This window comes from Streptococcus australis (genome assembly GCF_019930045.1).
Lineage (GTDB): Bacteria > Bacillota > Bacilli > Lactobacillales > Streptococcaceae > Streptococcus > Streptococcus australis_D.
Window position 1 is genome coordinate 1 of the sequence record NZ_JAHZQQ010000016.1, and the last position, 26,736, is coordinate 26,736.

The window sequence follows — 26,736 nt, forward strand, 5'->3', positions numbered from 1 at the left end:
TTATACTGTTTTTCGCAACTCTAGTATATCAGATGAACATGTCTTTTTTGTTGCACTTCATTTTACAACAGGGCAAATTTTATCAATTCTTTTTCATGGACATTTACAAGTCGCTCTCACCAGGTTCTAAATCCTGCCTCTTCCACCCTCTTTCCACAAGCCAGACTAAACAAAAAACCTCTAAAAAGAGGTTTGCTTACAATTGCTTCTTCTGGCATTCCGGACAAAGGCCATAAACTGTGGTTTGGCACTTGGTAATGACGTAGCCACTTTTTACTCTCGCTTCCGCTCTCACGTCTGGAACTTCGATGTCAATATCATCAATCTTCCCACAAGACTCGCAAATCAGATTCAAATGATCGTGTCCCATAAAGTCAAAGTAGGTCGTGGTATCATTGCGTACTTTTATTTCAGAGACAAACCCTTCTTCAATAAGGACCTTAAGATTGTTATAAACGGTTGCCAGACTCATATTGGGAAAGGCTGGTTTCAAGTCCTGATAGATGGCATCGGCACTTGGATGTTCCTGACTTTTGACAAGATAAGAAAGGACCGCACGACGCGTCTCTGTAATCCGTACAGATTTTTCGCGCAGGTGTTGCAATACATCTTCCACTTTTTCTTGTTGAACGGAATCGAGCCTTAAACAAGCTAGCATGGTCTTTCCCCTTTCTGTCTCTTCTTTAAAACTATTATATCACGAAGACCCAAATTTGCCTAATTAGAATGTTTGTAAATAAGAAAAGAGGCTGGGACAAAAGTCCTAGCCTCTCAATTGTCTTTGCATTGCCGAGCAAGACGCAGTGGTTGAGTGAGCTCTACTACGCTGATTTCATCAGCTTTTACAGCCCTACTCAACTGTGCGGAGGTGGGACGACAAAATCGAATTCTAACGAATGACCGATTTCTGTCCCACTCTCTTTTGTTTTCTATTCTTAACTTCCCCAATTAAGGATCCATCTCATAGTTCCTAGTAAGACTTTGACAAAGAGGAACATAAAGAAGAGTTCCGCAATAAACCAGAGACCTTTCAATAGATAAATAATCGGCTTAATCATGAGCAGAACAAAGATTCCAACAATCCATCTCATGGTCCACCCTCCATTTCTCACTTTTTTCTATTATACTCCTATTTATAGGCCCTGTCTAGAAACTACTCCAAAACAAAAAATCCCTTCTAGCAAGCTAGAAGGAACCTTTGTAATCACAATTATTTAACTGCGTCTTTAAGAGCTTTACCAGCTTTGAATGCTGGAACTTTAGAAGCAGCGATTTTGATTTCTTTACCAGTTTGTGGGTTGCGACCTTTACGAGCTGCACGTTCACGAACTTCGAAGTTACCGAAACCGATCAATTGAACTTTTTCACCTTTTGAAAGGTATTCTGAAACAGCTGCAAATACAGCGTCAACTGCTGCTGCTGAGTCTTTTTTAGTCAATTCTGTAGCTTCTGCCACTTTTGCGATCAAATCTTGTTTGTTAGCCATTTAACAAATCCTCCAAATTTTTTTAGGTTTTACCCTTAACACCTCTATCATATCTAAAAAATGCTTTTAGGTCAAGTACTAAACCTATTTTTATAAACTTTTATGTAGGAATAAATTCCTTTAATGACGGGCATCTATGCAAATCGGACAAGAACTGCCCAAGCATCTTCACCAGTGTGGGTTTGAATGATCGAACCTGTTTCTAAAACAGAGATTGGAGTTGCAACAAAAGGCTGTAATTGCGCCTTCATTTCGTTAGCAAAGTCAGGTCCACCAGCATAGGAAATTCCTATCTCAGCGATTTCTTTACCGGATAATTCTTGCATCAACTCGTCCAACCATTTTTTAAAGGTTTTCTGTCCGCGTCCTTTGACAATCGGTTGCAGTTCATCGTTCTTCATTTCCATGACAACCCGAATATTCAAAAGGGAACTCAATAAACCAGTTACGCGTCCAATCCGGCCTCCTTTAACCAGGTTTTCCAGTGTAGAAACTCCAATGTAGAGTCTAGATTTTTGCTTGACCTCTTCAATGCGAGCTACAATTTCCTCTACGCTAGCACCTTCTTGAGCCAGTTTCGCTGCTTCTACCACTTGGAACTTCATGGCCTGGTCCGTAAAGCTACTATCGATCACCGTTACATCTGCATTGGCTAAGGTAGCTCCTTGACGTGCAGCTTCCACTGTACCAGATAAGGCATGGGACATATGGATAGCAATAATTTGCGCTCCTTCTTGAGCCAATCCTTCGAATATTTCCGCAAACACACCTACTGGAGGTTGACTAGTCTTTGGAAGGTTTTTACTGGATTTCATCAACTGAAGGAATTCTCCTTCGGTTAATTCCGCATCTGAGTAGAGGACACCATCCACCATAACAGAGAGGGGTACGATGGTAATTCCGTATTTTTCAACAACTTCAGGCTCAATCGTTACGGATGAGTCTGTAACAATTTTTACTTGTGACATAACATTCCTACAATCTTTTCTTAGATATATCCATTCTATTATATCAAATTTTCTAGGCTTTTGTGGGACAAAGTCCTTTTTACTTAATCATCAATGGCTGCAAATCCCTCATTGAGCAAAGCAACATCGGCCTTCATTCCACTTTCATCAAAGAGAATACCATGGAGGACGCCACCATAAACAGCTCCACCATCCATACCAATCTTCCCATCTTCAGTCACCCAGAGTTTTTTGGTTCCAATCTTTTGATCCAAGAGATAGTGGACGGGAGTATGACCGAAAACAATGGTCTTTCCTGTCTGATTGGTCGCTTCATGGAAGGGTTGGCGGATCCAGACTTTCTGATAATCCGTCGTTTCGTGCCAATCAGGCAAGGTTAAGTCAAGGCCAGCATGCACAAAAATATAGTGTTCTGTTTCATAGACAAAAGGAAGCGAACGGATGAAAGCAACTAGGTCCCCACAAGTCTCTTGCACTAGCCGAGCATCCTCCACTCCATCTACTGGAGCTGTGAGGGGGCGACCAAGCAAAGAGTTAATCGTGGTGTCCCCACCATTTCGTCGGTAATGGTCATAGCGCTCTGTTGGGTTATCGATCCAGGCTAGAAACATGTATTCGTGGTTCCCAGAGAGGCAGATGGCCCCTTGCTGTTCGACAACATCTTTGACCAGTTCGATAACCTTACGACTATCTTCCCCACGGTCTATCAGATCTCCGAGAAAAACCAGCTGGGACTGACGATCCCAATGGGTCATCAGTTCCTCTAGCATACCGGCTTTTCCATGAATGTCTCCCACTACGAAATAGCTTTCCATATCGGTTCCTTTCTTCTTAGGACGGCCGTTTTAGCAATTGCTCTGCCTGCATGCGGGCTGCTTCTGTCACATCTTCACCAGCTAGCATCTTAGCGACTTCTTCGACCCGCTCTTCATGACTGAGCAAGCGAACGGTCGAAACCGTTGAAAATTCATCGCTCACCTTTTCGATAAAGAATTGGTAATCGGCTACTGCAATGACCTGAGGTAAATGAGAGATGGCTAGTACCTGACCATAACGTCCAATCTTATAAATCTTCGAAGCAATGGCCTGCGCCACCCGACCAGATACACCTGTATCCACCTCGTCAAAGACAATACTGGTCTTACCTTCTTTACGTGAAAAGGCTGACTTGATGGCCAACATAAGACGGGACAACTCCCCACCTGATGCTACTTTTACCAAAGGTTTAAAGTCCTCTCCAGGGTTGGTTGAAATATAAAACTCAACCGTTTCGTTTCCTTCCCGATTAAACTTAGATGGGGTAAAACGCACTTGGAAACGAGCTTTTCCCATATAGAGATCCGCCAATTCCTGCTGGATCTCTGCTTCCAGCTCTTGGGCCAAGGTATGACGCCCTTGACTCAGTTCTTTAGCCAAGGCAACCAACTGTCCTTCCATAGACTTGAGTTCTTTTTCCAAGTCTTCAGAGGAGGTTCCCCCTCCTGTTAATAGGCTATATTCCTTGCTAATTTGCTCCAGGTAATCAAGGACATCCTTTACCTGACCACCGTACTTACGAGTAATTGAATGGATCAGGTCTAGTCGAGCTTCCACCTGCATCAAACGGTTACCATCAAAGTCCAATCCATCTACCAGATCCTCCAAGCGCTTGGTCAGATCCTCCAGAGTATAGTAGGTCTCAGCCAGTTGATCAGACAAGGTCTTGTATTCTACATCATACTCTTCGATGCTTTGCAGATCATTCATGGCCAACCTCACATTGCTAAGACTGGAGAAGTCTTCTGCATCCAGCATGGCATAAGCATTGCTTAGGGTATCTGCAATCATCTTATGATTGAGCAGACGTTGCCGTTCTTGCTCTAACTGGACATCTTCATCTAGGGACAGGGCTGCCGCCTCGATTTCCGAAATTTGGTATTCCAGCATCTCGATCCGAGCTTGGTTTTCCTGGTTATTTTTTTGGATCTGCAAGACCTGCTTGCGCAAGGACTTATAATTCTCAAAGGTCTCTCTATAGGCCTTCTTAGTCGCAAAAAAAGTATCCTCCCCAAAGCTATCCAGCATAGCGATATGCAATGGCGCCCGCATCAGTTCTTCCTGATCGTGCTGGCCATGAATATCCACCAAATGCTGGCCAACGGCCTTGAGAACGGAGAGGTTGACCATCTGCCCATTGATCCGACTGACACTCCGACCATTCTGGAAAATTTCTCTGCGAATAATCAACTCCTCTGCCCATTCTAAGCCCTGCTCTTCAAATAACTGCTGAAGGGCAGGATTTTCGTCAATCGCAAAGAGGCCTTCAATCTCAGCCTTAGGAGCACCGTGGCGGATAACATCGGTCGTCGCCCGGCTCCCCAGCATCATATTCATAGCATCGATAATGATAGATTTTCCTGCTCCAGTTTCACCGGTTAAAACCGTCATTCCTGTTTCAAAATTCAGAGCGATTTCCTCAATGATGGCAAAGTTCTTAATTGAAATTTCTAATAGCATCTCTCTCCTACCATTCCATCAATCGTTGTTCGATAAACTGAGCCTTTTCTTCCGAGCGGGCCACAATCAAAATACTATTGTCGTCTGAAATCATGCTAAAGATGATGTCATCAAAATCTTCTTGTAGATGCCGCTTGACTAGATAGGCTGTCCCTGGGACAAGCTTGAGGTTCAAAAAGCTCCCCATGCGTTCAAAGGATTGAAGATTATTTTCTGCTAATTTTCCACTATGTTGGACGCGTGGCAATTCATAGACATAGGCAGAACCTTTTAAAGGCGTTTTAATAATCCCCAACTCTTTGATATCGCGGGAAACAGTCGCTTGTGTCGCAGAAATTCCAGCTTCTCTCAGATGTTCGACAATGGCATCCTGAGTACCCACTTTATTTTCTCGGATAAAGCGGCGTATTTTTTCTAATCGGTTTTGTTTACTATTCATGTTTAAAGTCAGTATGGGCTTTTTCGACAACTGCCGCAAACTCTTGCAGTTGAAGACGATCTTGCCCAGTATTTTTTTCTAAATAAAGTAAAAATTCAATATTGCCATGGCCCCCTTGGATCGGTGAATAATCCACTCCCAAGACGGAGAAGCCATGTTCTAACGCAAAGCCTTGAACCTGTTCCAGGACGGACAAGTGGACCTTGGCATCCTTGATAATCCCATTTTTCCCAATCTGCTCTCGACCAGCTTCAAACTGGGGTTTGACAAGGGCGACCACCTGGCCTCCCTCTTGTAAAATCCCATGGAGGGCTGGCAAGATGAGGTTGAGGGAAATAAAACTAACATCAATGCTAGCAAAGCTTGGGGTTTGCTCAAAATCCTCAGACGTCGCATAGCGGAAGTTGAACTGCTCCATCGAGATGACACGAGGATCCTGACGAAGCTTCCATGCCAACTGATTGGTCCCTACATCCACTGCATAGACCAAGGCAGCCCCATTTTGGAGCATGACATCCGTAAAGCCTCCTGTCGAAGCCCCGATATCCAGTGTGACCTTATCCTGCAGATCAATCTCAAAAAGGTCCAAGGCCTTTTCTAACTTGAGACCACCACGACTGACATATTTGAGTTTTTCACCCTTGAGTTTTAATTCTGTCGCTTCGTCAATTTTTTCGCCTGGTTTATCGAAGCGCTCGCCATTATGGACCGCAACGACCAGACCAGCCATCACACCGCGTTTGGCCTGCTCCCGGGTTTCAAAAAGTCCCTGCTTGTAGGCCAGTACGTCAACTCTTTCCTTCGCCATGAATTCTAAGTCTTTCTATAATCTTTTTGATTCCAGTCCCGTCGAAGTCTACCTGCTGAGAGATGCGATTGAGCAAGTCCTCACAGGCATCTAGCTCCCGGTCCAAATAATCCTGAGCTCCATCTAGACCGAGGAGGGCAGGATAGGTCGATTTTTCAGCTTGCAGGTCCTTCTGAGGGGTTTTCCCTAAGGAGGCAAAATCAGCAGTCACATCCAAAATATCATCCCGAATCTGGAAGGCCAATCCTAAATGGAGGCCAATTTCCTCTAAGAGAGTCGCGATAGCTGGCTCAAGCTCTAAGAGGATCCCTGTTGCTTGGAATGGATAGGCGAGCAGTCGCCCCGTCTTATTGGCATGGATGACTTGCAACTGGTCCAAGGTCAGGCTCGCCCCTTCCCCTTCCATATCCAAGACTTGGCCTGCCACCATCCCAGCTGTCCCTGAAGCATCCGATAACAGAGCAATCAGTTGCACCCGGATAGAAGCTGGAAGGTCTGCCTCTGCCACACAGCCAAAGGCATCTAAGAAGAGCGAGTCTCCTGCTAAGATGGCTAGGTCTTCCCCAAACTTTTTATGGTTGGTCAATTGACCACGACGATAATCATCATTATCCATGGCTGGTAAATCATCATGAATCAAGCTTCCCGTATGAATCATTTCAAGAGCGGCTGCCACCTGAAAATGAGCTTCAAGGATGGGAGCATGAAAGGCTTCCAGCAACTCCAATAAGAGCAAAGGTCGAATCCGTTTCCCCCCTGCATGGACTGAATAGAGGATAGATTCTACCAAGCGGGGAGCGATTTGTTTAGCCTCGTAGAAACCTTCTATCGCTTTTTCAACCCCTTGCAGTTTTTCTTCTAGAATCATACTAGTTCCGTTTCTGAGCCATCTGCTTGCATCACCTTGACCAAGGTCTTTTCAGCCTGATCAAGTGTTTCTTGCAAGTCTTTTGATAGCTTCATTCCTTTCTGAAACTCTGAGATGGCCTCTTCGAGGGGCACTTGCCCACTTTCCAACTTTTGGACAATAGCTTCCAAATCAGCTAAATTTTCTTCAAATTTCTTTTCTTTCGACATGCTTTACCTCTACTTCTACTTGCCCATCCCGCATGACTAGCGTCAAGGCATCCTTTTCTTTGATTGTATCCACGCTATCCAAAACATGATCTCCAGCCTGTACCAAGGCGTAGCCTCTAGCCACAATGCGACTGGTATCCAACATCAAGAGAGCTTCCGATAGGCGCTTGGCATCTGCTGCTTTTGTCTGGTAGAGCTCCTTGACTTTCAAGGTCAGCAATCGCTCCATCTGGAGAATCTGGTCTCGATAACGCTCGAGCTGATGCTGTGGCGCTTGGGAAGCCAATCGATGGCGGAGTTCTTGTAACTGGCGGCTATTTCTGGTAACCGACTCTGACACAGCCTGTTTCAATCGCAACTGAATCTGATCCAGCTTTTGCAGGTAAGAATCGTACAGCCGCTCTGGCTGACGGAAGATGACCGATTGGCTTAGTTTTTTCAGGCGTTCTCGATGATAGACTAGGCGATTGCGCATAGCGGTTGCCATCCGCCCTTCCTGCTTCTGCAAATGATTGAGCAGGTCCAACTTGGTCACAGGCGTTGCCAACTCAGCCGCAGCTGTAGGAGTTGCTGCCCGGCGATCTGCGACAAAGTCTGCTAGAGTAGTATCTGTCTCATGCCCTACACTGGAAATAATGGGAATTCTAGACTCAAAAATAGCCCGCACAACTGGCTCTTCATTAAAGGCCCACAGGTCTTCGATGGAGCCACCACCACGACCGATGATCAAGACATCGAGGTCCGACCGATCATTGGCCTTTTGGATATTGGCGACAATTTCTTGGGCAGCTCCCTCTCCTTGTACCTTGGTTGGAAAAAGGAGAATCTCCACGCCCGGAAAGCGCCGCGAAACAGTCGTGATAATATCGCGAATAACGGCCCCACTCTGACTGGTAATAACCCCAATTTTCTTGGAGAACTGGGGGATAGCCTGTTTGAACTTCTCTTGAAAAAGGCCTTCTTCCTGGAGTTTCTTTTTCAACTGCTCAAACTGAATAGCTAGAGCACCGACGCCATCTGGCTCCGCCTTTTCGATGACAATGGAATAACTGCCACTTGGCTCATAGAGTTGGATCCGACCGATGACATTGATCTTCATGCCTTCTTCGAGCTCAAAGCCGAAACTCTTATAAATCCCAGCCCAGACAGTCGCCTGAATCACAGCCTTTTCATCCTTTAGAGAGAAATACTGGTGATTGGGACGCTTCCGAAAATTCGAAACCTGACCCGTCAAATAGACCCGTTCCAGATAGGGGTCCTTATCAAATTTCAACTTGAGGTATTTGGTCAGACTGGATACCGATAAATAGTTGGACATAGGAACTCCTTTCTGCAGAATATGATCAAGTTTAATTATACCAAAAAACACCAAAAAAGGCTGGTAGACAAACGAAATCATGAATTTCCTTTCTCTACAATCCTCATTTTATTCAAGTCATTTTCTACTAGTCTATTTTAAACCAGCTTCCCTATTTGTCACACTTCTCTAATCGTTCAATAAAGGAGCTAAGAAGTGCTTGGGGCTCCCCTTCATTTGGATAGGCATAACTAATATAGAAGACTGTTTTTTCCTCTTCAACCAGGGGAATTTTGACAAGATTTGGATATTCTGGAAAAAGAGTCAGAACGGTCATGAGGCCAATTCCTAAATTTTCTTCGATGAAATTCAAAACCTATTTAGGATACAACAAAAAGACAAGTCTCAGGACTTGTCTTCTTTAGGAGATTTTTATATACCTATTTTTGATAGGCTTTTACAACTAAATCAACCCCTTCATCTGCTTTGAAGGTATAAACAGGGTTCTCAGTCGTTTCATAAAAGGTCATTGATAGAGTTTTACCATCCACGAATACTTCAATTGAGTTGGTATCTCGAAGAATCGAGAAATGATAATCCTTTTCACCATCCAACTGAATCCATCTTGATTGAAATTCTGGGCTTTCTTTTCCAGAAATGAGATGTCCAAATTGGTCTCGACTCAAGCTAAAGCGTTTATTGGAGGCATCGTAAATCAATTGCAAGGCACTATCAACATCGGATTCATCCCCATATTTTAGGATAAAGGAGCGACCTGATTTGGAATCTATCTCAAATAAGGTTTGTTTCCCTCTAGCCGGGATCATGATCTGATTGCCCTTAACAATGGTTTCTGGTGCATTCTCTACAAGAAAGTGATTTTTCACAGACTCAGGTAGCTCCTGAACCAATCTTCCGTCTTTCAAGCCTAATTTTCTAGGAATCGTCATACTTCCTGCCCAACCATGACCTAAGTCATGACTAGGGATGGAACGTTGCCACATTTGCATCCAAGCAACCATGTATCGTTCGCCATTTGGTCCTTGACAAGTTTGAGGAGCATAGAAATCCAAGCCACCATCAATTTCATCATATGTATCGACAAAAAACTGACCCGTTTCCCAATTCATGTCACCGATAAAGGCAACAGTCGAATTTAAATTCCAGTATTTTTCTTGCTGTCTTTCCATTTCAATGGGAGACAGAATCAAGACCCATTTACCATCTAAGGGAAAGAAATCCGGACATTCCCACATGATACCTTGCCCTTTTTCACCTTCCAGTAAGACTGATTTAAAGCTCCAGTCCTCTAGATTACTTGACGCAAACAAGAGAATTTGCCCTCGATCATCTACTGTTTTGGAAGCAACTACAGTATAATAGATTCCTTGGTATTCAAAGACTTTGGGATCACGAAAATCAGCAATATCTGCGATACCCTCAATATGCTGCACATGGATCACTGGGTTGGCTGGCAATTTTGCGAAAGTAACTCCATCCGTTGAAACTGCAAGACACTGGGTCTCTTCTCGCTTCTCCTCATCATCTATATGACCAGTATAAAGCAAATAGAGCTTGTCATCTTTCACAATAGCACTTCCTGAGAAACAACCATCCTTATCATAGTTTTCACTTGGTGCTAAAGCTACTGGTAATTCTTCCCAATGGAGGAGATCTTTTGACTTAGCATGCCCCCAATGCATAGGTCCCCAAACACTATCATAGGGATAGAATTGGTAAAACAAATGGTATTCCCCACGGAAATAAACAAAGCCATTAGGATCGTTCATCCAGCCAATTGGAGGTAGTAAGTGAAAGGATCCTCTATATTGCTGGTCAACCTTCTCCCTGTTTTCATCAATATACTGATTCGCTTTTCGAATAGTTTCCCTCATACTTATCACCTACTTAATACCTGTTCCAGACCCACCTAAACCTTGAATAATATATTTTTGTGCTACGATATATACTAGAATAAGTGGAATTGTAGAAATTGTCAAAACAGCCATCACTTGATTAATATAAACTGGTTGAGTTGTATTAATGGTTGTAATCGCAACCTGCATTGAAAATTTTGAAGAATCGGTTAACACCATCAATGGCCAGATATAATCATTCCAACTAGAAATAAAGGAAAGAACACCGACTGTGGCAACTGCTGGTTTCGACATAGGCAACATAATCTTGAAAAAGATCCGCAAGATACTTGCACCATCTATTTTTGCAGATTCGATAATTTCTTCCGGAATGGCAATAAAGAAGTTTCGGAAAAGATAGATATTAAAGACACTAGCTAATCCAGGGATAATAACCGCTAAACGATTATTGACTAAGCCAAGTGAATTAATAATTGTAAATTGAGGAATCAAAACTGTTTCAATCGGAATAATTAACAAGGCTAATAAAAATCCAAACAGAATTTTTTTACCTGTAAAATTAATTTTTGCAAATGCAAATCCCGCTAATGCATTAACAATAATAGAACCAAGTGCAAATGTTCCTGCATAAAAAATACTGTTCCCCAGGTATGTTAGAATACTAAAACGCGAAAGAACTTCTTGGTATGGTTTAAACCAATCAGCTGGATTTAAACTAGGTAAGAATGCTTTCCAACTTGTTAAATTCTTGTACACATCTGCTTCTGGTTTCATAGCTGAAACCACCATCCAGATCATAGGAAATAGAAAGAGGCCTGCTAATAGAATTAATAAAATATATTCTAAAATAGTAGTCGGTTTTAAACGTTTCATCCTAATCGTCCTCCTTCAAAACTCGCCGTTGTACAAGACTAATCATACCAATCAATGTTGTAAATACTAGGGCAATAGAACTTGAATAACCAACGAGACGGTCTGTGAAACCTTGTTGGTAAATATAATATACCATAGTGATTGTCGAGTTCAGAGGTCCACCCTGAGTCATGACCATTGGCTGCACAATCAATTTAAAGGCTGAAATCAACGTTGTCAATAGGACAAACAAGGCCGTTGGTTTTAATAAAGGCATTGTGATATATCTAAATTGAGCCCATTTTGAAAATCCATCCAACTCTGCCGCCTCATAAATATCTTGTGGAATATTTTGCATTCCTCCAAGGAATAACAACATTTGATACCCCGCACCTTGCCATGCAGAAACAAATACAATGGCATACATGGCCTGTTTTGGACTTGTCAAAAATGGTTGGGATGAGATACCAATTTTATTCAGTAGAGCATTGAGCAAACCATTATTTGGATTTAACAAGTATAACCAGAGGATAGATATAACGACAAGAGACATCACAACAGGAGCAAAAAATGCTACCTTAAAGAACATATTTCCTTTACGTTTCTTATTAACAATTAAGGCCATACCGAGAGCCGCTCCAAGTTGCACTGGAATAATCCAAACTACAAATTTCAAGGTATTCAAGAAACTTTTTATAAAGATTGGATCTTGTGCTAAGCGCATAAAATTTTGTAGCCCTACAAATTTTCTGTCCTCTGGGGTCAATAGGTAATAATCTGTAAAGGCATAATAGATGACCATACCAACAGGTATCACTAAAAAGATAAAAAGTAATACTAAGGCTGGAGCTAAAAAGCTATAGCCCATAATATTTTCTTTAAGACGTTCTTTCTTTTTTGTTTCGACTTTCTTTGTTTCGCTCATTGTTCGTCTCCTAAGATGAAATCATTAAATAAAATAAGGTGGAAGGTACATTTCATAACTTTCCTTCCACCTTTTGAATATCAACTATTTATTTAAAGATTGGTCGATTGCTGTTTGCATTTCTTTCGTACGAGCATCTAATACTTTTTGTACATCTGGATTATCTTTATAATAGCTGATATCTTGCATCGCTTGTTGGAAAGCGCGTGAAACTTGTGGATAAGCTACTACAACTGGACGAGGATGAGCTGATGCAGCATTTTGTTCCATCAAGAAGCGCAATGGTTCAGATACTTTATCCTTAATATTTTTAATTGTTGATTTTCTGATTGGAAGAACACTGTTCCCCAAGCTTATAATTTCACTAGATTCTGTATTTGTTGCAAACTTAACAAATTCAGCAGCAGCTTCTTTTTTATCAGATTTTGTCGTAACAGCTAATTGCCAACTACCTGAAGGTGAGACCAATTTCTTCGTTTTATCTGAAACTGGATAAGGAAGAATACCAAAATCAATATCTTTGTAATTTGTTTGTAGATCCCCAATCGTCCAAGACCCGCTTAGAACCATCGGATACTCACCTGTTTCAAATCCTTTTTCAACAGGACTAACTGTAGTGTAATCCTCTTTTACTAGATTTTGAATAAATTGAACAGCTTCAACACTTTCCTTACTGTTGAAGTAACCTTCAGCTTTTGTCCCTTTAGAATTTACTACAGACCCACCATTTGACCAAATAAGTGGCATATAAGCATATGGTAACATCTCATCATTTGAATTCAAACGGAAATCTATTGCTGGTTTATTAAAATGATCTTTTAATTTTTTAGCAATAGCATTAAACTCAGACCATGTCCATGGTTTTTCAAGGGTTGGCAAACTCGCTTCATCAATTCCTGCTTCCTTAAACATCTTCTTGTTATAGTAAACACCTACATTTGATTCAGAAAAACCAAACGCATAGAATTTACCATCATAAGTTCCCTGTTGCTTAATACTGTCCAGTACATCATCCATGTCATTGTCCTTTAGATAATCATCCAAGGGAGCAATCACTTTTGATTTTGCATAGGCAGCAGTATTTGGTCCATCTAGCGTAATAACATCTGGTAAACTATTTGTCGTAATAGCAGCGTTTACCTTATCTTCATATCCTCCACCGCTACCACTACGTGGAATATACTCTGTCACAACCTTGTATTTGGTTTTCTTTGACTTGTTGAAATTATCAACAACTTGTTGCCAAGCTTTTCCCTCAGCTGTTTCATCTGAGAATTGAACCCAGACTTTTATTTCGTCCGAAGAACTTGCAGTTTTGGATTTTGATCCCCCACCACATCCTGCAAGCAATCCTAATGATAGTGCTGCAACTACAGATAACTTAATACCTTTACGCATAGCGTCCTCCTTTTTGAAACGTTTCATTTTTTATTTGTTTTTTTAACTCAAGCTAAAATAGTTGAGTTTTTTGAAACGTTTCATTTTATGACTAAATTATAACAGCGCTTTCATAATTTGTCAAGCACTTTTTATAATTTTTTTGTTGTGTTTCCTTCAAAAAAATGTACCGGTAAACTAATTACATTCTGATCTATTTTTTCTTCACGAATTAATTTAAGCAATAGTTCAACTGCTGCTTGAGCCATCTGAGCTATTTGTTGAACAATCGTAGAAAGTAAGTAAGGTTGATCAAAAGCTGGTCTTAATCCATCAAAACCAATAATCTGATAATCTTCTACAGGAGTTTTTCCCATCTCCCCTAAAACTTTTATCACACGAAGGGCCATAAAATCATTTACTGTGAAAATCCCATCAATCTGAGGATGCCTTTCAAAAAAGGTTCTTATTTGCTCTTCTGCTTGATTCAGTGGTTCCGGCATTTCAAGACAATAAAGGTTCGTATTTTTCTGTTTAGCCTCCGCTTTGAAACCTCTCCCCCGTTCCGTTGTTTCATTCAAATGTTTGTTCACACCACTAATGTAAGCTAGATTTTGACAATCGCGTTTGACTAATTCGCGACAAGCTAGTTGACCACCATGAAAATTTTCAGAAGTTACGTAATAGACATTTTCAGAAAAATGACGGTCAATACTGACAAAAGGTAAATTTGATGAAACATACTTATCAATATCTGAATAGGTGATCCCTATAATTCCATCTACTTTATTTTTCTCAAGTAATTTTATGTATTCTATCTCATTTTTAGAATCTTTATCAGCATTACAAATTAATAATTTATATTGATTTTTTAATAGTTCTTTTTCAACATGATAAGCAAATTCAGAAAAGAAAGGATGCCATATAGTTGGAATGAGTAAAGCAATAATATTACTACGATTCGTTTTTAATCCTCTCGCATATTCATCTGGGACATAAGAAAGTTTTTCAATTGCTTGTTGAACTTTTTTTAAGGTCACCTCTTTAATGCCTTTTTCATTATTGATGACACGAGAGACTGTCCCAACACTAACTCCAGCTTCTGCTGCAACATCCTTCATGGTAATCGACTTTTTTTTGCTCATTCATTTTTTCACCTCCTTTCATCCATACTACCATGAAAACGTTTCATTTTCAACATTTTCGTTTAAATTGTCACTCCACTTCTTCATCCATTTTGGGATTTCTTTGCTAATGCTTGTCGGTAAAACTACATAAGCTTCCTTGCTCAAGTCTTCAGCAATAGCTGAATGAAGGTAGGTCGCGACTGCCACGCGCTCATAGAGTCCAACCTTTGGAAATTGTCCCGCAAAGCCTGCAATCATGCCTGCCAAAGTATCGCCCATTCCTCCAGTTGCCTGGTAAGGACCACCAACTGTTAGTTGGTAATAATCTGCTTGCCCTTGTTGCCAAATCTTAGTCTGGGGTCCCTTTTGGACCAGAATACTTGCTGGAGGAAGTTGGGATAGAGCCAGCCTTGTTGTTTCTTCCCCTTGGTCTCCAATCGCTAGACCTGACATCGCCTCCCATTCTTTTTGATGAGGGGTAAAGACGAGCTGAGCTTGGGGAAGAGGCAAAGCTAAACGGGTATAGATACTAATGGCTCCACCGTCTAGAATGAGCACTTGATGAGGCTGAACCTTATCAAAAACTAGCTCTACAAGGTGTGCCCCTAGCTCATTGTCCATGAGACCCGGCCCCAATAAAATAACGCCTGCTTTTGCAATTTGCTCAGCCAATAACTCTTGGTCAGTCCCAGCAAATGCCATGGCTTCGGGTAGCTGACTATGAAGGGCAGGGATATTCTCCCGGTCTGTCGCAACCGTGACGAGGCCCGCTCCAGTCTCCACAGCTGCCAAAGCAGACATTATAATAGCTCCTCCGTAAGGGTAGGTCCCTCCCATCAAGAGAAGACGACCATAGTCTCCCTTGTAGGAGTCTGACGGACGACTAACAATAACTTGTTGTAGCAATGTTTGGTCAACTCTTAACATAAGCTTTCCTTCTTTCTCTCTTTATTTTATCACGTTTAGACTAAAAAAAGGCAGGAAAGCAAGTTCCAACCTTCAAAATTTTTCTAATCATTCTACAGCTACAAACACTGTCCCGACTTCATCCAAGCTGGTTTATTTTTTCAAGGCCCGAACAGCTGCCTCATAGGTCTGAGACATGAGCATGGTAATCGTCATAGGACCAACGCCACCTGGTACTGGAGTGATGTAGCTCGCTAGAGGAGCTACCTGTTCATAGTCCACATCTCCACAGAGCTTCCCATTTTCGTCACGGTTCATACCGACATCAATAACGACAGCTCCCTCTTTAACAAAGTCAGATGTAACAAATTTTGCACGACCGATTGCCACCACTAAGATATCGGCTTTTCTAGCAATTTTAGCTAAATGATGAGTCCGCGAATGGGTCAAGGTAACCGTTGCATTTTTTGCTAGAAGAAGCTGGGCCATTGGTTTTCCAACGATGTTGGAACGGCCAATGACGACTGCATTTTTCCCTTCGACATCAATATCGTATTCCCGAAACATTTCCATGATCCCAGCAGGAGTTGAGGGAACCATGACTGGATTACCTGCCCAAAGATGCCCCATATTGAGAGGGTGGAAGCCGTCGACATCCTTATTGGGATCAATGGCTAGTAAGACAGCCTCATCATCGATATGTGCTGGTAGAGGCAACTGGACCAAAATTCCATGCCAGAGCGGATCCTGATTATACTGTTCAATCAAGGCCAAAAGTTCTTCCTGACTGGTAGACTCCGCTAGACGAACCACTTCACTTCGAAAACCGGCTGCAAGAGCTGAACGCTCCTTATTACGGACATAAACCTGACTGGCAGGATTTTCCCCTACTAGAATAACCACCAAACCAGGCACCTGTCCCGTCTTTTCTCTTAAACGAGCTGTCTTTTCCGCCAATTCTTCTTGTAACTTTAGCGCTAAGGCTTTCCCATCAATTACTCTCGTCATCTCTTTCTCTTTTCTATTCCATATTCTCTCCATTATAACAGATTTACCAAGTTCGGCCTAACATTTCTTGAATAGAACAGCCTATAGTTATAAGCTATACCATGATCGATTGTAGCAAAAAAGAGACTAGATGCTCTAGACTCTTGATTGGTACTTCTTAGTACAATAATTCATAGATTTCCATAGCGATCAAGTCAATGCTATCGAATGTATAGGTCTCACGAGCTTCTACATCACGAAGAGTAAATACTGATCCATTTTCTTCATCATAGTTGTAAGCCACTTCAGCAACTACAACTCCTTCACGTTCAAAATTACGTTTTAAGTTTCCACCATCTTTCGTCATCGCTTCTAGACGATTGATAATTCGTACCAAATGTGATTCCATTTTGATTCTCCTATTTACTTTCTACTCTCCTATTTTATCATAAAAGAAGGAGGAAATTCCAATAAAAATCTTACTTTTCCACTATTTTAGCCCTTTTTCCGCTTTTCAAGACAGTATCCATAGTAAATTCTTGCAAACTTTTAGAATACTGATATAATGAAACTATAAAAGTTTGACTATTTTTGACCAATAGCCTAGACACTTTTTATCCTAGAAGAAAGAGGGAAGAGAATGCTTTGTCAAAACTGTAAAATCAATGAATCAACGATTCACCTCTATACCAATGTGAATGGCCACCAACAGCAAGTGGACCTTTGTCAAAACTGCTATCAAATTATGAAAACCGATCCTAACAATAGTCTTCTTGGAGGATTAAACCAACAAAATCGAGGAGGGCGAGATCCTTTTGAAGATTTCTTTAATCAACTAGGAAACTTCCAAGCTCCGCAAGAACCTCAAACGCCTCCGACCCAATCTGGAGGGGGCTATGGTGGCGGAAATGGCTACGGTTCAAATGGGAACGGTCGAGCTTCAGGATCAAGCAGACCTCAAGCCAAGCAACAGCCCAAAGGCCTCTTAGAAGAGTTTGGGATTAATGTTACTGAAATCGCTCGCCGAGGGGATATCGATCCAGTCATTGGTCGTGACGACGAAATCCTTCGAGTTATTGAAATCCTAAACCGTCGAACTAAGAATAACCCTGTCCTGATTGGAGAACCAGGTGTTGGGAAAACAGCTGTCGTAGAAGGACTAGCTCAAAAGATTGTCGATGGAGATGTCCCTCACAAATTGCAAGGTAAGGAAGTCATTCGTTTAGACGTTGTTAGCCTCGTTCAAGGGACTGGGATTCGAGGCCAATTTGAAGAACGCATGCAACAATTGATGGAAGAAATCCGTCGTCGTGAAGATGTGATTTTGTTCATCGATGAAATTCACGAAATCGTAGGAGCAGGTTCTGCTGGAGATGGTAACATGGATGCCGGAAATATCCTCAAACCAGCCCTAGCTCGTGGTGAATTGCAATTAGTCGGTGCGACGACACTCAACGAGTATCGTATTATAGAAAAAGATGCGGCACTTGAACGCCGGATGCAGCCAGTCAAGGTGGATGAGCCAACGGTTGAAGAAACCATCACCATCCTCAAAGGGATTCAAAAGAAATACGAAGACTACCACCACGTCCATTATACAGACGGTGCGATCGAAGCTGCGGCTCTCCTCTCCAATCGCTATATCCAAGACCGCTTCTTACCAGACAAGGCAATTGACCTCTTGGATGAAGCAGGCTCTAAGATGAATTTGACCCTTAATTTTGTCGATCCCAAAGTCATCGACCAACGCTTAATTGAAGCCGAAAATCTCAAAGCTCAAGCGACGCGTGATGAAGACTTTGAAAAAGCTGCCTACTTCCGCGACCAAATCGCTAAGTACAAAGAAATGCAAGGGCAACAGGTCACTGACCAAGATACGCCTGTCATTAGCGAAAAGACCATCGAACATATCGTCGAGCAAAAGACCAATATTCCAGTTGGCGATTTGAAAGAAAAAGAACAATCCCAATTGATCAACTTGGCAGCTGACTTGAAGGCTCATGTCATTGGCCAAGATGAGGCTGTTGAAAAAATTGCTAAGGCCATCCGTCGCAATCGGGTTGGTCTTGGAACGCCAAACCGTCCAATCGGAAGCTTCCTCTTTGTTGGTCCGACTGGTGTCGGGAAGACCGAGTTGTCCAAGCAGTTGGCTATCGAACTTTTCGGTTCTGCTGACAGCATGATCCGCTTTGATATGAGCGAATACATGGAGAAACATGCCGTTGCCAAATTGGTAGGTGCTCCTCCAGGTTATGTCGGCTATGAAGAAGCTGGCCAGCTAACTGAAAAGGTGCGTCGCAATCCTTACTCTCTCATTCTTTTGGATGAGATAGAAAAGGCCCACCCAGATGTCATGCATATGTTCCTCCAAGTCTTAGACGATGGGCGCTTGACAGATGGACAAGGCCGAACGGTGAGCTTCAAAGATACCATTATCATCATGACTTCCAATGCAGGAACTGGAAAAGCGGAGGCTAATGTCGGCTTTGGTGCAGCTCGTGAAGGTCGTACCAATTCTATCCTAGGTGAACTGGGGAACTTCTTTAGTCCAGAATTCATGAACCGGTTTGACGGCATCATTGAATTCAAAGCCTTGTCTAAGGAAAACCTCCTTCAAATCGTCAACCTCATGCTAGAGGATGTCAACCAACGTCTGGCCCACAATGATATCCACCTGGATGTTACCGATAAGGTCAAGGAAAAATTAGTTGATTTAGGCTACGATCCGAAAATGGGAGCTCGTCCTCTTCGTCGCACCATTCAAGACTATATTGAAGATGCCATTACAGATTACTACCTAGAAAATCCTAGTGAAAAAGAACTGAAGGCTGTCATGACCAGCAATGGTAAAATTTGCATCAAAGGAAAGAGTAAACCTGCTAACGAAGCAGAAAAAGTAACTGAATAATCGCATTCCAAAGAGGCTAGGACAAAAGTCCTAGCCTCTCAATTGTCTTTGGATTGTCGAGCAAGACGCAGTGGTTGAGTGGGCTCTACTACGCTGATTTCATCAGCTTTTACAGCCTTACTCAACTGTGCGGAGGTGGGACGACGAAATCGAATTCTAACGAATTACCGATTTCTGTCCCACTCTCTTATTTTTATCTCCTACTGCTTTTTATGTCCATCTATGTTATAATGATAAAAAAATAAGAATTGAGTATCATTATGACTGTTGCAACTTTTGGAATAAAAGAAGAAAATGTTGACTACGTCAATCGTTATGGCGTTTATGCGGTGATTCCAAATCCAACCAAGGATCAGATTATCCTTGTTCAAGCTCCCAATGGAGCCTGGTTTCTACCCGGAGGTGAAATCGAAGCAGGAGAGGATCATTTCTTGGCACTCGAGCGCGAACTGATCGAAGAATTAGGCTTCACTGTGACCATCGGCGAGTATTATGGCCAAGCCGATGAGTACTTCTACTCCAGTCACCGCGACACTCACTACTACAATCCTGCTTATATCTATGAAGTAACATCCTTTGTAGAAGCTCAAAAACCGCTAGAAGATTTTAATAAGCTTGCCTGGTTCCCAATCGACGAAGCCATTGAAAAGTTGAAAAGAGGAAGCCATAAATGGGGCATCAAAATGTGGAAATCTGCCCATAAAATCTAAGTGCCTTCTTTCACAAAATAGAAAAAAGTGCTATAATAAACCTAGCTAGAGCTTAGGAGGATCTCACATGAAGCTTATCAATACGACAAATAGTCATGCCAATCTCGTTAGAAGCCAATTAGAAAGTACCGATGCTACCCTTGTTGAGGTCTATTCAGCTGGTAACACCGATGTTATCTTCACCAAAGCTCCTACTCACTACGAACTGTTGATTAGTAATAAACACCGTTCTATTCGTGAAACAGAACTAGAAACTATTCGTGAGTTCTTTTTAAAACGGAAAATTAATATTGCGGAAGTTGACCAAGCCGCCATGCAAACTCTCCATTCAGACAATCTGATTGAGATTTCTTTTCCCATTACAAAGTAAGGCTCCCTAGCCTTATTTTTTCTTCCCTTTCATGTAATGAAAAATGATGAAAAACCTTCCAGCTCGAGGATGAGATGGAAGGTTCTTTTATTTTGGATAGATCATTTTTACGTGAGGGGTTGAAGCCAGGATAAAGGGCTCGCTCACCGTTTGAAAACCTAACTTTTCATACAAGCCGACCACCTGCTCTTGGGCCTCAATTTCAATGGTCCGTCCAGGAAATCTCTGTTCACACAGGTTCAAAATCTGCTCAACCATAGCCTTTCCTAGTCCTTGACCACGACTGCCTTTGGCAACAGCCACTCGGCCAAAATGAATCGTCACCCCCGTTTCAAAGATGCGCGCATAGGCATCCACACGCCCTTCCTCATTTAAATGAAAGAGATGGAGGGCTCTATAGTCGATATCATCAAGATCATTGTAGATTCTTGTCTGTTCCACGACAAAGGTCTCCAGACGCAGATGGACAATTTGGTAAAAGTCTTTCAATTCTAGTTCCTTAAATCCCTTTTGATACCACATATCTTCCTCATTAGTGAAAAGTCGCAAGGAGATTGTCTCCCTGCGATTTTTCATATTCATTTTTCTTCAAATCCTTCTGCAACTGCCTCTGCAAAGTTTTCTTCGACGATGCTTGCACAGTGATCGCAGATGGTTGCGTTATAGCTACGTCCTGCTGTACTTGGATCAATGCGACGGCAACGGTCACAAACCTCACCAGCAGCCCGTTCAACAGTAAAGGCTACATCTTCGAAGGCTACTCCACCTTCTGGAGCTGGACCTTCTGCGATGGTCAACTCTGAGACGATCAAGAGTTGCGCAACATTGCTGTTAACAGCCCCAAGAAGAGTCTTCACCACTTCATTAGGATAAACTGTCAAATGAGCTTCAAGAGATTTACCAATTACTTTTTCATTACGCGCTTCTTCCAAGGCTTTTTGAGCTTGACCACGGAAGTCCATAAAGGCTGCCCATGTGTCCAAGATTTCTTCTTGGTTAAGGAAGTTTTGTGCATCTGGTAACTCGGACAATTGAACAAAGTCCTCTGCTTCAAACTCAAGATAGGACCAGATTTCTTCCGCAGTGTGAGGAAGGATTGGTGTCAAGAGTTTGGTGATTTTGACAAGGATGTCATAGAAAACAGTCTGCATTTGACGGCGTTCGAGTGATTTAGCCCCTTCAATGTAAACAACATCTTTGGCAAAATCAAGGTAGAAGGCTGACAGATCAACATTGATAAAGTTAACCAAAGCCTTATAAATCGTCAAAAATTCGAAGTCCGCATAAGCATCACGAATCGTCTTAACAAGTTGGTTAAAGCGGATAGTCATGTACTTATCTACTGAACGTAATTCTTCGTAAGCTACTGCATCCTCAGCTGGGTTAAAGTCAGAAGTGTTGGCAATCAAGAAACGAAGAGTATTACGAATCTTACGGTAAGTCTCAGAAACTTGGCTCAAAATATCCATTGAGATACGTACGTCGTTGCTAGAGTCTACACTGGTCACCCAGAGACGCAAGATTTCAGCACCAAATTGTTTTTCAACGTCACTTGGAGCAATTGTATTTCCAAGTGATTTTGACATTTTCTCACCTTTACCATCTAGGGCAAAACCTTGTGACAAGATTTGTTTGTATGGTGCTACTCCATGGTTAGCCACAGATGTGATGAGTGATGAGTTGAACCAACCACGGTATTGGTCAGAACCTTCTAGGTAAAGGTCTGCTGGGTATTTAAGTTCTGGACGGTTAACCACGACTCCATTCCAAGATGAACCTGAGTCGAACCATACATCCATGATGTCTGTTTCTTTCTTGAACTCACCATTTGGTGAACCTGGATGGGTAAATCCTTCTGGTAAGAGGTCTTTGGCATCACGTTCCCACCAGATGATGGAACCATGTTCTTCAAAGAGTTGAGCTACATGCTCGATGGTTTCAGCTGTCATGATTGGTGTGCCATCTTCTGCATAGAAGATTGGAAGAGGAACTCCCCAAGCACGTTGACGAGAGATGACCCAGTCGCCACGGTCACGGATCATATTGTAAAGACGCACTTTACCCCATTCTGAGTGGAATTTCACTTTTTCAATTTCGTCCAAGATTTCTTGACGGAATTTAGAAACTGAGGCAAACCATTGTGGCACTGCACGCCAGATGATTGGTTTTTTGGTCCGCCAGTCAAATGGATATGAGTGAGAGATTTCTTCTTGGGCAAGGAGAAGATTACCAAGTTTCTCGATAACAGTTGGTACAACCTTGTCGTAGAATTGACCTTCGAACTCAGCACCTGCATTTGCCATCATAATACCGCGTTCATTAACCGTTACTGCAACTTCAAGACCATTGGCAACACCGACATTGTAGTCGTCCTCACCAAAACCAGGTGCTGTATGGACAATACCTGTACCAGAGTCAGTCGTAACATGGTCACCAAGGATCACCAGTTCATCTACTGCTGTATCCCATGGGTGCTCTGTCACAATTTGGTTCAATTCTGAACCACGGTAAGTAGCCAAAACTTGAACATCCGCCCAACCAAATTTCTCAGACAAGCTGTTCAACAATTCTGAAGCAACCACAAACTTACGAGATTCGCCAGCTGGTTGCACCAAGACGTAATCAATATCCGCACCAACAGTCAACCCACGAGAAGCTGTGATGGTAAATGGAGTTGTTGTCCAGACAACGATGTAAGTATCTGTATCTAGGACACCCTTGCCATCTTTAACCTTGTTGGCATAGTAAAGTGAAGTTGAAACCAAATCATGGTATTCAATTTCAGCTTCTGCAAGAGCAGACTCAGATGACCATGACCAGTAAACTGGCTTCGCACCACGGTAGATATAGCCTTTGTTGGCCATTTCACCAAAGACACGGATTTGAGCTGCTTCATAGTCTGGAGTCAAAGTCACATATGGATTTTCCCAGTCACCTGAAACACCCAAACGTTTAAAGTCTTCCCGTTGTTTATCAACTTGAGAAAGAGCGTAGTCACGGCAAAGTTTCAAGTACTCAACCAAGTCCATCTCTTTGCGTTTGACACCTTGTTTAGCCAAAACTTGTTCGATTGGCAGACCGTGAGTGTCCCAACCTGGAATATATGGTGCGTAAAATCCTGACATAGATTTGGAACGAACAATGATATCTTTTGAAATCTTGTTCATAGCATGGCCCACGTGGATGTTCCCATTTGCATATGGAGGGCCATCATGCAAGGTAAAATGCGGTTTGCCTTGGTTCAATTCCTGACGGCGTTGGTACAATTTTGCTTCATCCCATTCTTTTTGCCATACTGGTTCTTTTGTAGGAAGACCAGCACGCATTGGAAAAGCTGTCTTCCCTAAATTCAATGTATCTTTGAGTTTCATGGAGTCTCCTATTAAAAATATAATTACACAAAATAAAAGACCACGACCCCGCCAAAAAGGACGACAAGTCGTGGTACCACCTTTATTCAAGAAAGAGAATACTCTCTTTCTCCTCTTTTGTCGCTAACGCTGACTAGCGTTAGTGGTTACTTATTTCACCACTAAGATTTTGTAAAAGGATCAACTTTATAAAAGGAAGTGCAGGTCTTCCACCATCACCTGCTCGCTATAACTATTTTATAAGGTCACTGTTTTTACAGATTATAAGATTGAAACAGATTCACGTTGTTCTTCAACTGTGACAGTTGGAACTGGCTCCTCAACGTGGTTCTTTTCCGCTTCTTCTAAAGCTTCTTGAACTTTTTCATTCAGACCTTCAAAAGCTTGAGTAGCTGATAATTCACGGTTTACAGCTTCAATATGTTTTTGGAGCTCTTCAATTTCAGCGCGAGAGAATTGACGGGTCAAATCAATTGCTTCATCATCGTAATTGTGATGAACGGTCTCATCCAAAGCTTTTTCAACCACTTCACGGAAAGCTTCGTCACTTGTTTGAATGTACATAGCTGTTGGACGAAGGATTTCATCCCATTCAGGTGTATCAATGATACTCAATTGGCTTTCAATGGTTGATTTCAAACGTTGATGGAAGACACGAGTTTTGTTCTTCAATTCTTCTGTTTCTACTGCAACTTTTTTCGCATTATCAGTCGCATGACGAAGAATCTCATTTGCTTTCGCTTTTGCTTCTTCAACTAAGTGATGTGCATCTTGCTCGGCTTGTCGAACAATCGTTTCAGAACGTTCATTCGCAGCATGCTTCACACGTTCAGCTGTATCCTGAGCGATTAATACTGATTGACTCAAGGAGTCTTTCATTTCGTCAAAGTAGTTCAAGCGTTCTTCCAACGCACTAATTTTTGTTTCCAATTCATGATTTTCACGAACTAATTTTTCATAGTCTCGGTAGACCATGTCTTGAAACTCTTCAACTTCTTTAGCATCGTAGCCTCTAAATTTTACATAAAAGCGTTTATCTTTGATTTCTAAAGCTGTAAGTGCCATAGTTCCTCCTTATTTTCTACTGGAAAATACTTCAACCGTTAATTTGTATTTTCCACTTTTTGATAGGCCATTTTCTGATAGTATTTTAAATCGGCCATACTTTCGAACACTAATTAAATCTGCTACTTGGATCATCCGACTAGGATTATCAATAGTGGCATAGTTTACCTTTACCTGTCCCGACTGAACCAATTGAACAGCTACAGACCGAGCAAGTTTAAAGGTAGAAGCTACTAGTTTATCAAGTCGAACACTAGTAACCAATAGATCTTTGAGTTTGGACGGTTCGTCTACGGTGATCCGTTCTCGACAGTCAATCTCACGAATCTTCACAGATGCCTTTGCGATCTTCTTAAGATTCTCTTTAAAATAGGAGGAGAAACGTTCATCCACATAGATATGAATCTTCCCTTGTCCAACTAGAATATCACCAAAAGACTTTCTTTCTATGCCTAATTGATGGAGAAGCGAACCCAAAACTTGAGAGTGACTTAACCGATAAAACTTATCCGGATAAAGAACTTCTAACAGGCTTATTTCAAAATCAGATGCCTCTAACTGATAGTAGCTAGGAGCCAGAATCACTCGTGCATATTCTGTAGGATAGATTTCTGCACTTGAAAACACCTGCAAACCGTGGTGGGCACCAATTTGTCGTAAAATATCAACCTGATGTGGATTTAAAAAGGAAGTCAGTTCAAAACTATACTGTTGCTCCACCCGAGCTACTAATTCTAGAACTCGATCGATAAAGACGTGGTCTTCTGGACTATAGTGTTGATAAAATCCCTTGGTCATATAAATTGCACCAAAAATTGAAGGACAAATCGTTCCACTACGGATAGAACAAGTAAGGCAAACATGACTGTAAAGTCTAGCCCACCAAATTGCAAAGGAATCTTTCTAAATAGGCTCAAAAATGGTTCGACGATCCGTTGAACCATTTTAGCTAAAGCCGATTCTGATGCATTTGGAAACCAACTAAGCAAAGCATAGATGATTAGTACTAGCTCAAAAACCTGAAAGAAATTTCTAACTAATTGTAGGACAAACATATTAACGATTTCGTTTCATATCAAAGTCGTACTCAGCAACTTCGACATCATTTGGAAGGCGAATATCTTCAATATTCACAACAACATTGATTGGTGTTAATAAGTACATAGTACTTGCAACACGACGTAGATTCCCGGCTAATACATAGCGAGCACCATCCAAATAATCCAAACATCTTCTTGCTTGAACTTCTGTCATGTATTGGAAGTCAATAAGAATACTTTCGTTTGCCAACAACAAGTCGACAATTTCAGTTGCTTCTTCGTATTTACGAGGATAGCGAACATCAATTGTAATCTTTTCATCTGCAGCAGAACGATTTCTTGCCAACTCTTGTTGACGTTGATGAAGTCGAGTAATATTTTCAGAAGATGATTTTTGAGATGAAGCTGATTCAACCACTGCTGTAGAAGCTACTTGTGGACGACTTGCTGCAACAGGAGTAGGTTTCTGCTCCTTGGCAGCTACCACAGCTTTTTGACGTGGTTTTGATGATGGTTGTACTGGTTTAGGGGATGCTACAGGTTGGCTAGCTCCGACTGCTTGAGCAGGCGCTTCTTGCACATCGTACTCATCTCCATCTTCAGTAAAATAATCAATCAATCGATCAAATCTATCTTTAAATGACATAATT

28 protein-coding genes and 1 other annotated feature are annotated in these 26,736 nt (G+C 41.8%); of the genes, 3 read left to right on the plus strand and 25 right to left on the minus strand.

Going from position 1 to position 26,736, the window contains the following annotated elements; genetic code table 11:
- Nucleotides 1-196 precede the first annotated feature (196 nt).
- The 19 genes from K1J10_RS04615 to K1J10_RS04705 form a co-directional block, all read right to left on the minus strand.
- A complete protein-coding gene (locus tag K1J10_RS04615; RefSeq protein WP_195563559.1) occupies nt 197-658 on the minus strand; it encodes a Fur family transcriptional regulator in 462 nt (153 codons plus the stop codon).
- A gap of 277 nt (nt 659-935) precedes the next feature.
- Entirely contained in the window at nt 936-1,091 is a 156-nt protein-coding gene (locus K1J10_RS04620; protein ID WP_006596761.1) for a hypothetical protein, read from the minus strand.
- Nucleotides 1,092-1,210: 119 nt separating this feature from the next.
- Nucleotides 1,211-1,486: an HU family DNA-binding protein gene (locus K1J10_RS04625; protein WP_006596762.1), complete on the minus strand. Its 276-nt coding sequence runs from the start codon at nt 1,484-1,486 to the stop codon at nt 1,211-1,213.
- 134 nt (nt 1,487-1,620) lie between these two features.
- Entirely contained in the window at nt 1,621-2,454 is an 834-nt protein-coding gene (locus K1J10_RS04630) for a DegV family protein (RefSeq protein WP_126403918.1), read from the minus strand.
- A gap of 83 nt (nt 2,455-2,537) precedes the next feature.
- Complete coding sequence (locus K1J10_RS04635; protein ID WP_223356029.1) at nt 2,538-3,269, minus strand: metallophosphoesterase; 732 nt, start codon at nt 3,267-3,269, stop codon at nt 2,538-2,540.
- A 16-nt stretch (nt 3,270-3,285) separates the two neighbouring features.
- Nucleotides 3,286-4,950: a DNA repair protein RecN gene (recN, locus tag K1J10_RS04640; protein ID WP_048789748.1), complete on the minus strand. Its 1,665-nt coding sequence runs from the start codon at nt 4,948-4,950 to the stop codon at nt 3,286-3,288.
- 7 nt (nt 4,951-4,957) lie between these two features.
- On the minus strand, nt 4,958-5,389 hold the full coding sequence (locus tag K1J10_RS04645) for an arginine repressor (RefSeq protein ID WP_048789749.1): 432 nt from the start codon (nt 5,387-5,389) through the stop codon (nt 4,958-4,960).
- Nucleotides 5,382-6,197, minus strand: coding sequence for a TlyA family RNA methyltransferase (locus tag K1J10_RS04650; protein WP_048687779.1), 816 nt, complete (start codon nt 6,195-6,197; stop codon nt 5,382-5,384). Before K1J10_RS04650 ends, K1J10_RS04645 begins: the two co-directional genes overlap by 8 nt.
- Nucleotides 6,178-7,065 (minus strand): polyprenyl synthetase family protein, encoded by an 888-nt coding sequence (locus tag K1J10_RS04655; RefSeq protein ID WP_048789751.1) that lies wholly within the window; start codon nt 7,063-7,065, stop codon nt 6,178-6,180. The genes K1J10_RS04650 and K1J10_RS04655 overlap by 20 nt, the downstream gene beginning before the upstream one ends.
- Nucleotides 7,062-7,274 carry an exodeoxyribonuclease VII small subunit gene (locus tag K1J10_RS04660; protein ID WP_006596769.1) on the minus strand — a complete coding sequence of 71 codons (213 nt, stop codon included), beginning with the start codon at nt 7,272-7,274 and terminating at the stop codon, nt 7,062-7,064. Before K1J10_RS04660 ends, K1J10_RS04655 begins: the two co-directional genes overlap by 4 nt.
- Nucleotides 7,252-8,592 carry an exodeoxyribonuclease VII large subunit gene (gene xseA / locus K1J10_RS04665; protein ID WP_223356030.1) on the minus strand — a complete coding sequence of 447 codons (1,341 nt, stop codon included), beginning with the start codon at nt 8,590-8,592 and terminating at the stop codon, nt 7,252-7,254. The genes K1J10_RS04660 and xseA overlap by 23 nt, the downstream gene beginning before the upstream one ends.
- Before the next feature lie 419 nt (nt 8,593-9,011).
- Entirely contained in the window at nt 9,012-10,466 is a 1,455-nt protein-coding gene (locus K1J10_RS04670; RefSeq protein ID WP_135781883.1) for a glycoside hydrolase family 32 protein, read from the minus strand.
- A gap of 9 nt (nt 10,467-10,475) precedes the next feature.
- Entirely contained in the window at nt 10,476-11,321 is an 846-nt protein-coding gene (locus K1J10_RS04675; RefSeq protein ID WP_023026462.1) for a carbohydrate ABC transporter permease, read from the minus strand.
- Between the two features lies 1 nt (nt 11,322).
- The gene (locus tag K1J10_RS04680) at nt 11,323-12,225 is read right to left on the minus strand and encodes a carbohydrate ABC transporter permease (RefSeq protein WP_009732413.1); all 903 of its coding nucleotides are present in this window, start codon (nt 12,223-12,225) and stop codon (nt 11,323-11,325) included.
- Between the two features lie 84 nt (nt 12,226-12,309).
- Nucleotides 12,310-13,623 carry an ABC transporter substrate-binding protein gene (locus K1J10_RS04685; RefSeq protein WP_042360999.1) on the minus strand — a complete coding sequence of 438 codons (1,314 nt, stop codon included), beginning with the start codon at nt 13,621-13,623 and terminating at the stop codon, nt 12,310-12,312.
- 131 nt (nt 13,624-13,754) lie between these two features.
- Nucleotides 13,755-14,747 carry a LacI family DNA-binding transcriptional regulator gene (locus tag K1J10_RS04690; RefSeq protein WP_223356031.1) on the minus strand — a complete coding sequence of 331 codons (993 nt, stop codon included), beginning with the start codon at nt 14,745-14,747 and terminating at the stop codon, nt 13,755-13,757.
- Nucleotides 14,748-14,774: 27 nt separating this feature from the next.
- Entirely contained in the window at nt 14,775-15,656 is an 882-nt protein-coding gene (locus K1J10_RS04695) for an NAD(P)H-hydrate dehydratase (protein ID WP_223356032.1), read from the minus strand.
- 132 nt (nt 15,657-15,788) lie between these two features.
- Nucleotides 15,789-16,643 carry a bifunctional methylenetetrahydrofolate dehydrogenase/methenyltetrahydrofolate cyclohydrolase gene (locus K1J10_RS04700; protein WP_223356033.1) on the minus strand — a complete coding sequence of 285 codons (855 nt, stop codon included), beginning with the start codon at nt 16,641-16,643 and terminating at the stop codon, nt 15,789-15,791.
- Between the two features lie 157 nt (nt 16,644-16,800).
- Nucleotides 16,801-17,031, minus strand: coding sequence for a DUF1797 family protein (locus K1J10_RS04705; RefSeq protein ID WP_135781877.1), 231 nt, complete (start codon nt 17,029-17,031; stop codon nt 16,801-16,803).
- A 231-nt stretch (nt 17,032-17,262) separates the two neighbouring features.
- On the opposite strand from K1J10_RS04705, the gene K1J10_RS04710 reads away from it, so the two are divergent.
- The 3 genes from K1J10_RS04710 (at nt 17,263) to K1J10_RS04720 (ending at nt 20,610) form a co-directional block, all read left to right on the plus strand.
- The gene (locus tag K1J10_RS04710) at nt 17,263-19,530 is read left to right on the plus strand and encodes an ATP-dependent Clp protease ATP-binding subunit (protein WP_135781876.1); all 2,268 of its coding nucleotides are present in this window, start codon (nt 17,263-17,265) and stop codon (nt 19,528-19,530) included.
- 260 nt (nt 19,531-19,790) lie between these two features.
- Nucleotides 19,791-20,240 carry an NUDIX hydrolase gene (locus tag K1J10_RS04715; RefSeq protein WP_223356034.1) on the plus strand — a complete coding sequence of 150 codons (450 nt, stop codon included), beginning with the start codon at nt 19,791-19,793 and terminating at the stop codon, nt 20,238-20,240.
- A gap of 67 nt (nt 20,241-20,307) precedes the next feature.
- Nucleotides 20,308-20,610: a DUF1827 family protein gene (locus K1J10_RS04720; protein ID WP_135781874.1), complete on the plus strand. Its 303-nt coding sequence runs from the start codon at nt 20,308-20,310 to the stop codon at nt 20,608-20,610.
- An 87-nt stretch (nt 20,611-20,697) separates the two neighbouring features.
- On the opposite strand, the gene K1J10_RS04725 is transcribed toward K1J10_RS04720, so the two are convergent.
- From K1J10_RS04725 to sepF, 6 genes are all read right to left on the minus strand, one after another.
- Nucleotides 20,698-21,132: a GNAT family N-acetyltransferase gene (locus tag K1J10_RS04725; RefSeq protein WP_223356035.1), complete on the minus strand. Its 435-nt coding sequence runs from the start codon at nt 21,130-21,132 to the stop codon at nt 20,698-20,700.
- A 56-nt stretch (nt 21,133-21,188) separates the two neighbouring features.
- A complete protein-coding gene (gene ileS, locus K1J10_RS04730; protein ID WP_223356036.1) occupies nt 21,189-23,981 on the minus strand; it encodes an isoleucine--tRNA ligase in 2,793 nt (930 codons plus the stop codon).
- A 53-nt stretch (nt 23,982-24,034) separates the two neighbouring features.
- Nucleotides 24,035-24,252: a binding site (T-box leader), on the minus strand.
- Complete coding sequence (locus K1J10_RS04735) at nt 24,243-25,046, minus strand: DivIVA domain-containing protein (RefSeq protein WP_223356037.1); 804 nt, start codon at nt 25,044-25,046, stop codon at nt 24,243-24,245. (Overlaps the previous feature by 10 nt.)
- 9 nt (nt 25,047-25,055) lie before the next feature.
- Nucleotides 25,056-25,844 carry a YlmH family RNA-binding protein gene (locus K1J10_RS04740; RefSeq protein WP_126403905.1) on the minus strand — a complete coding sequence of 263 codons (789 nt, stop codon included), beginning with the start codon at nt 25,842-25,844 and terminating at the stop codon, nt 25,056-25,058.
- On the minus strand, nt 25,841-26,101 hold the full coding sequence (locus tag K1J10_RS04745) for a YggT family protein (RefSeq protein WP_223356038.1): 261 nt from the start codon (nt 26,099-26,101) through the stop codon (nt 25,841-25,843). Before K1J10_RS04745 ends, K1J10_RS04740 begins: the two co-directional genes overlap by 4 nt.
- A 1-nt stretch (nt 26,102) precedes the next feature.
- Nucleotides 26,103-26,732 (minus strand): cell division protein SepF, encoded by a 630-nt coding sequence (gene sepF / locus K1J10_RS04750; RefSeq protein ID WP_048715778.1) that lies wholly within the window; start codon nt 26,730-26,732, stop codon nt 26,103-26,105.
- Between the last annotated feature and the right edge of the window lie 4 nt (nt 26,733-26,736).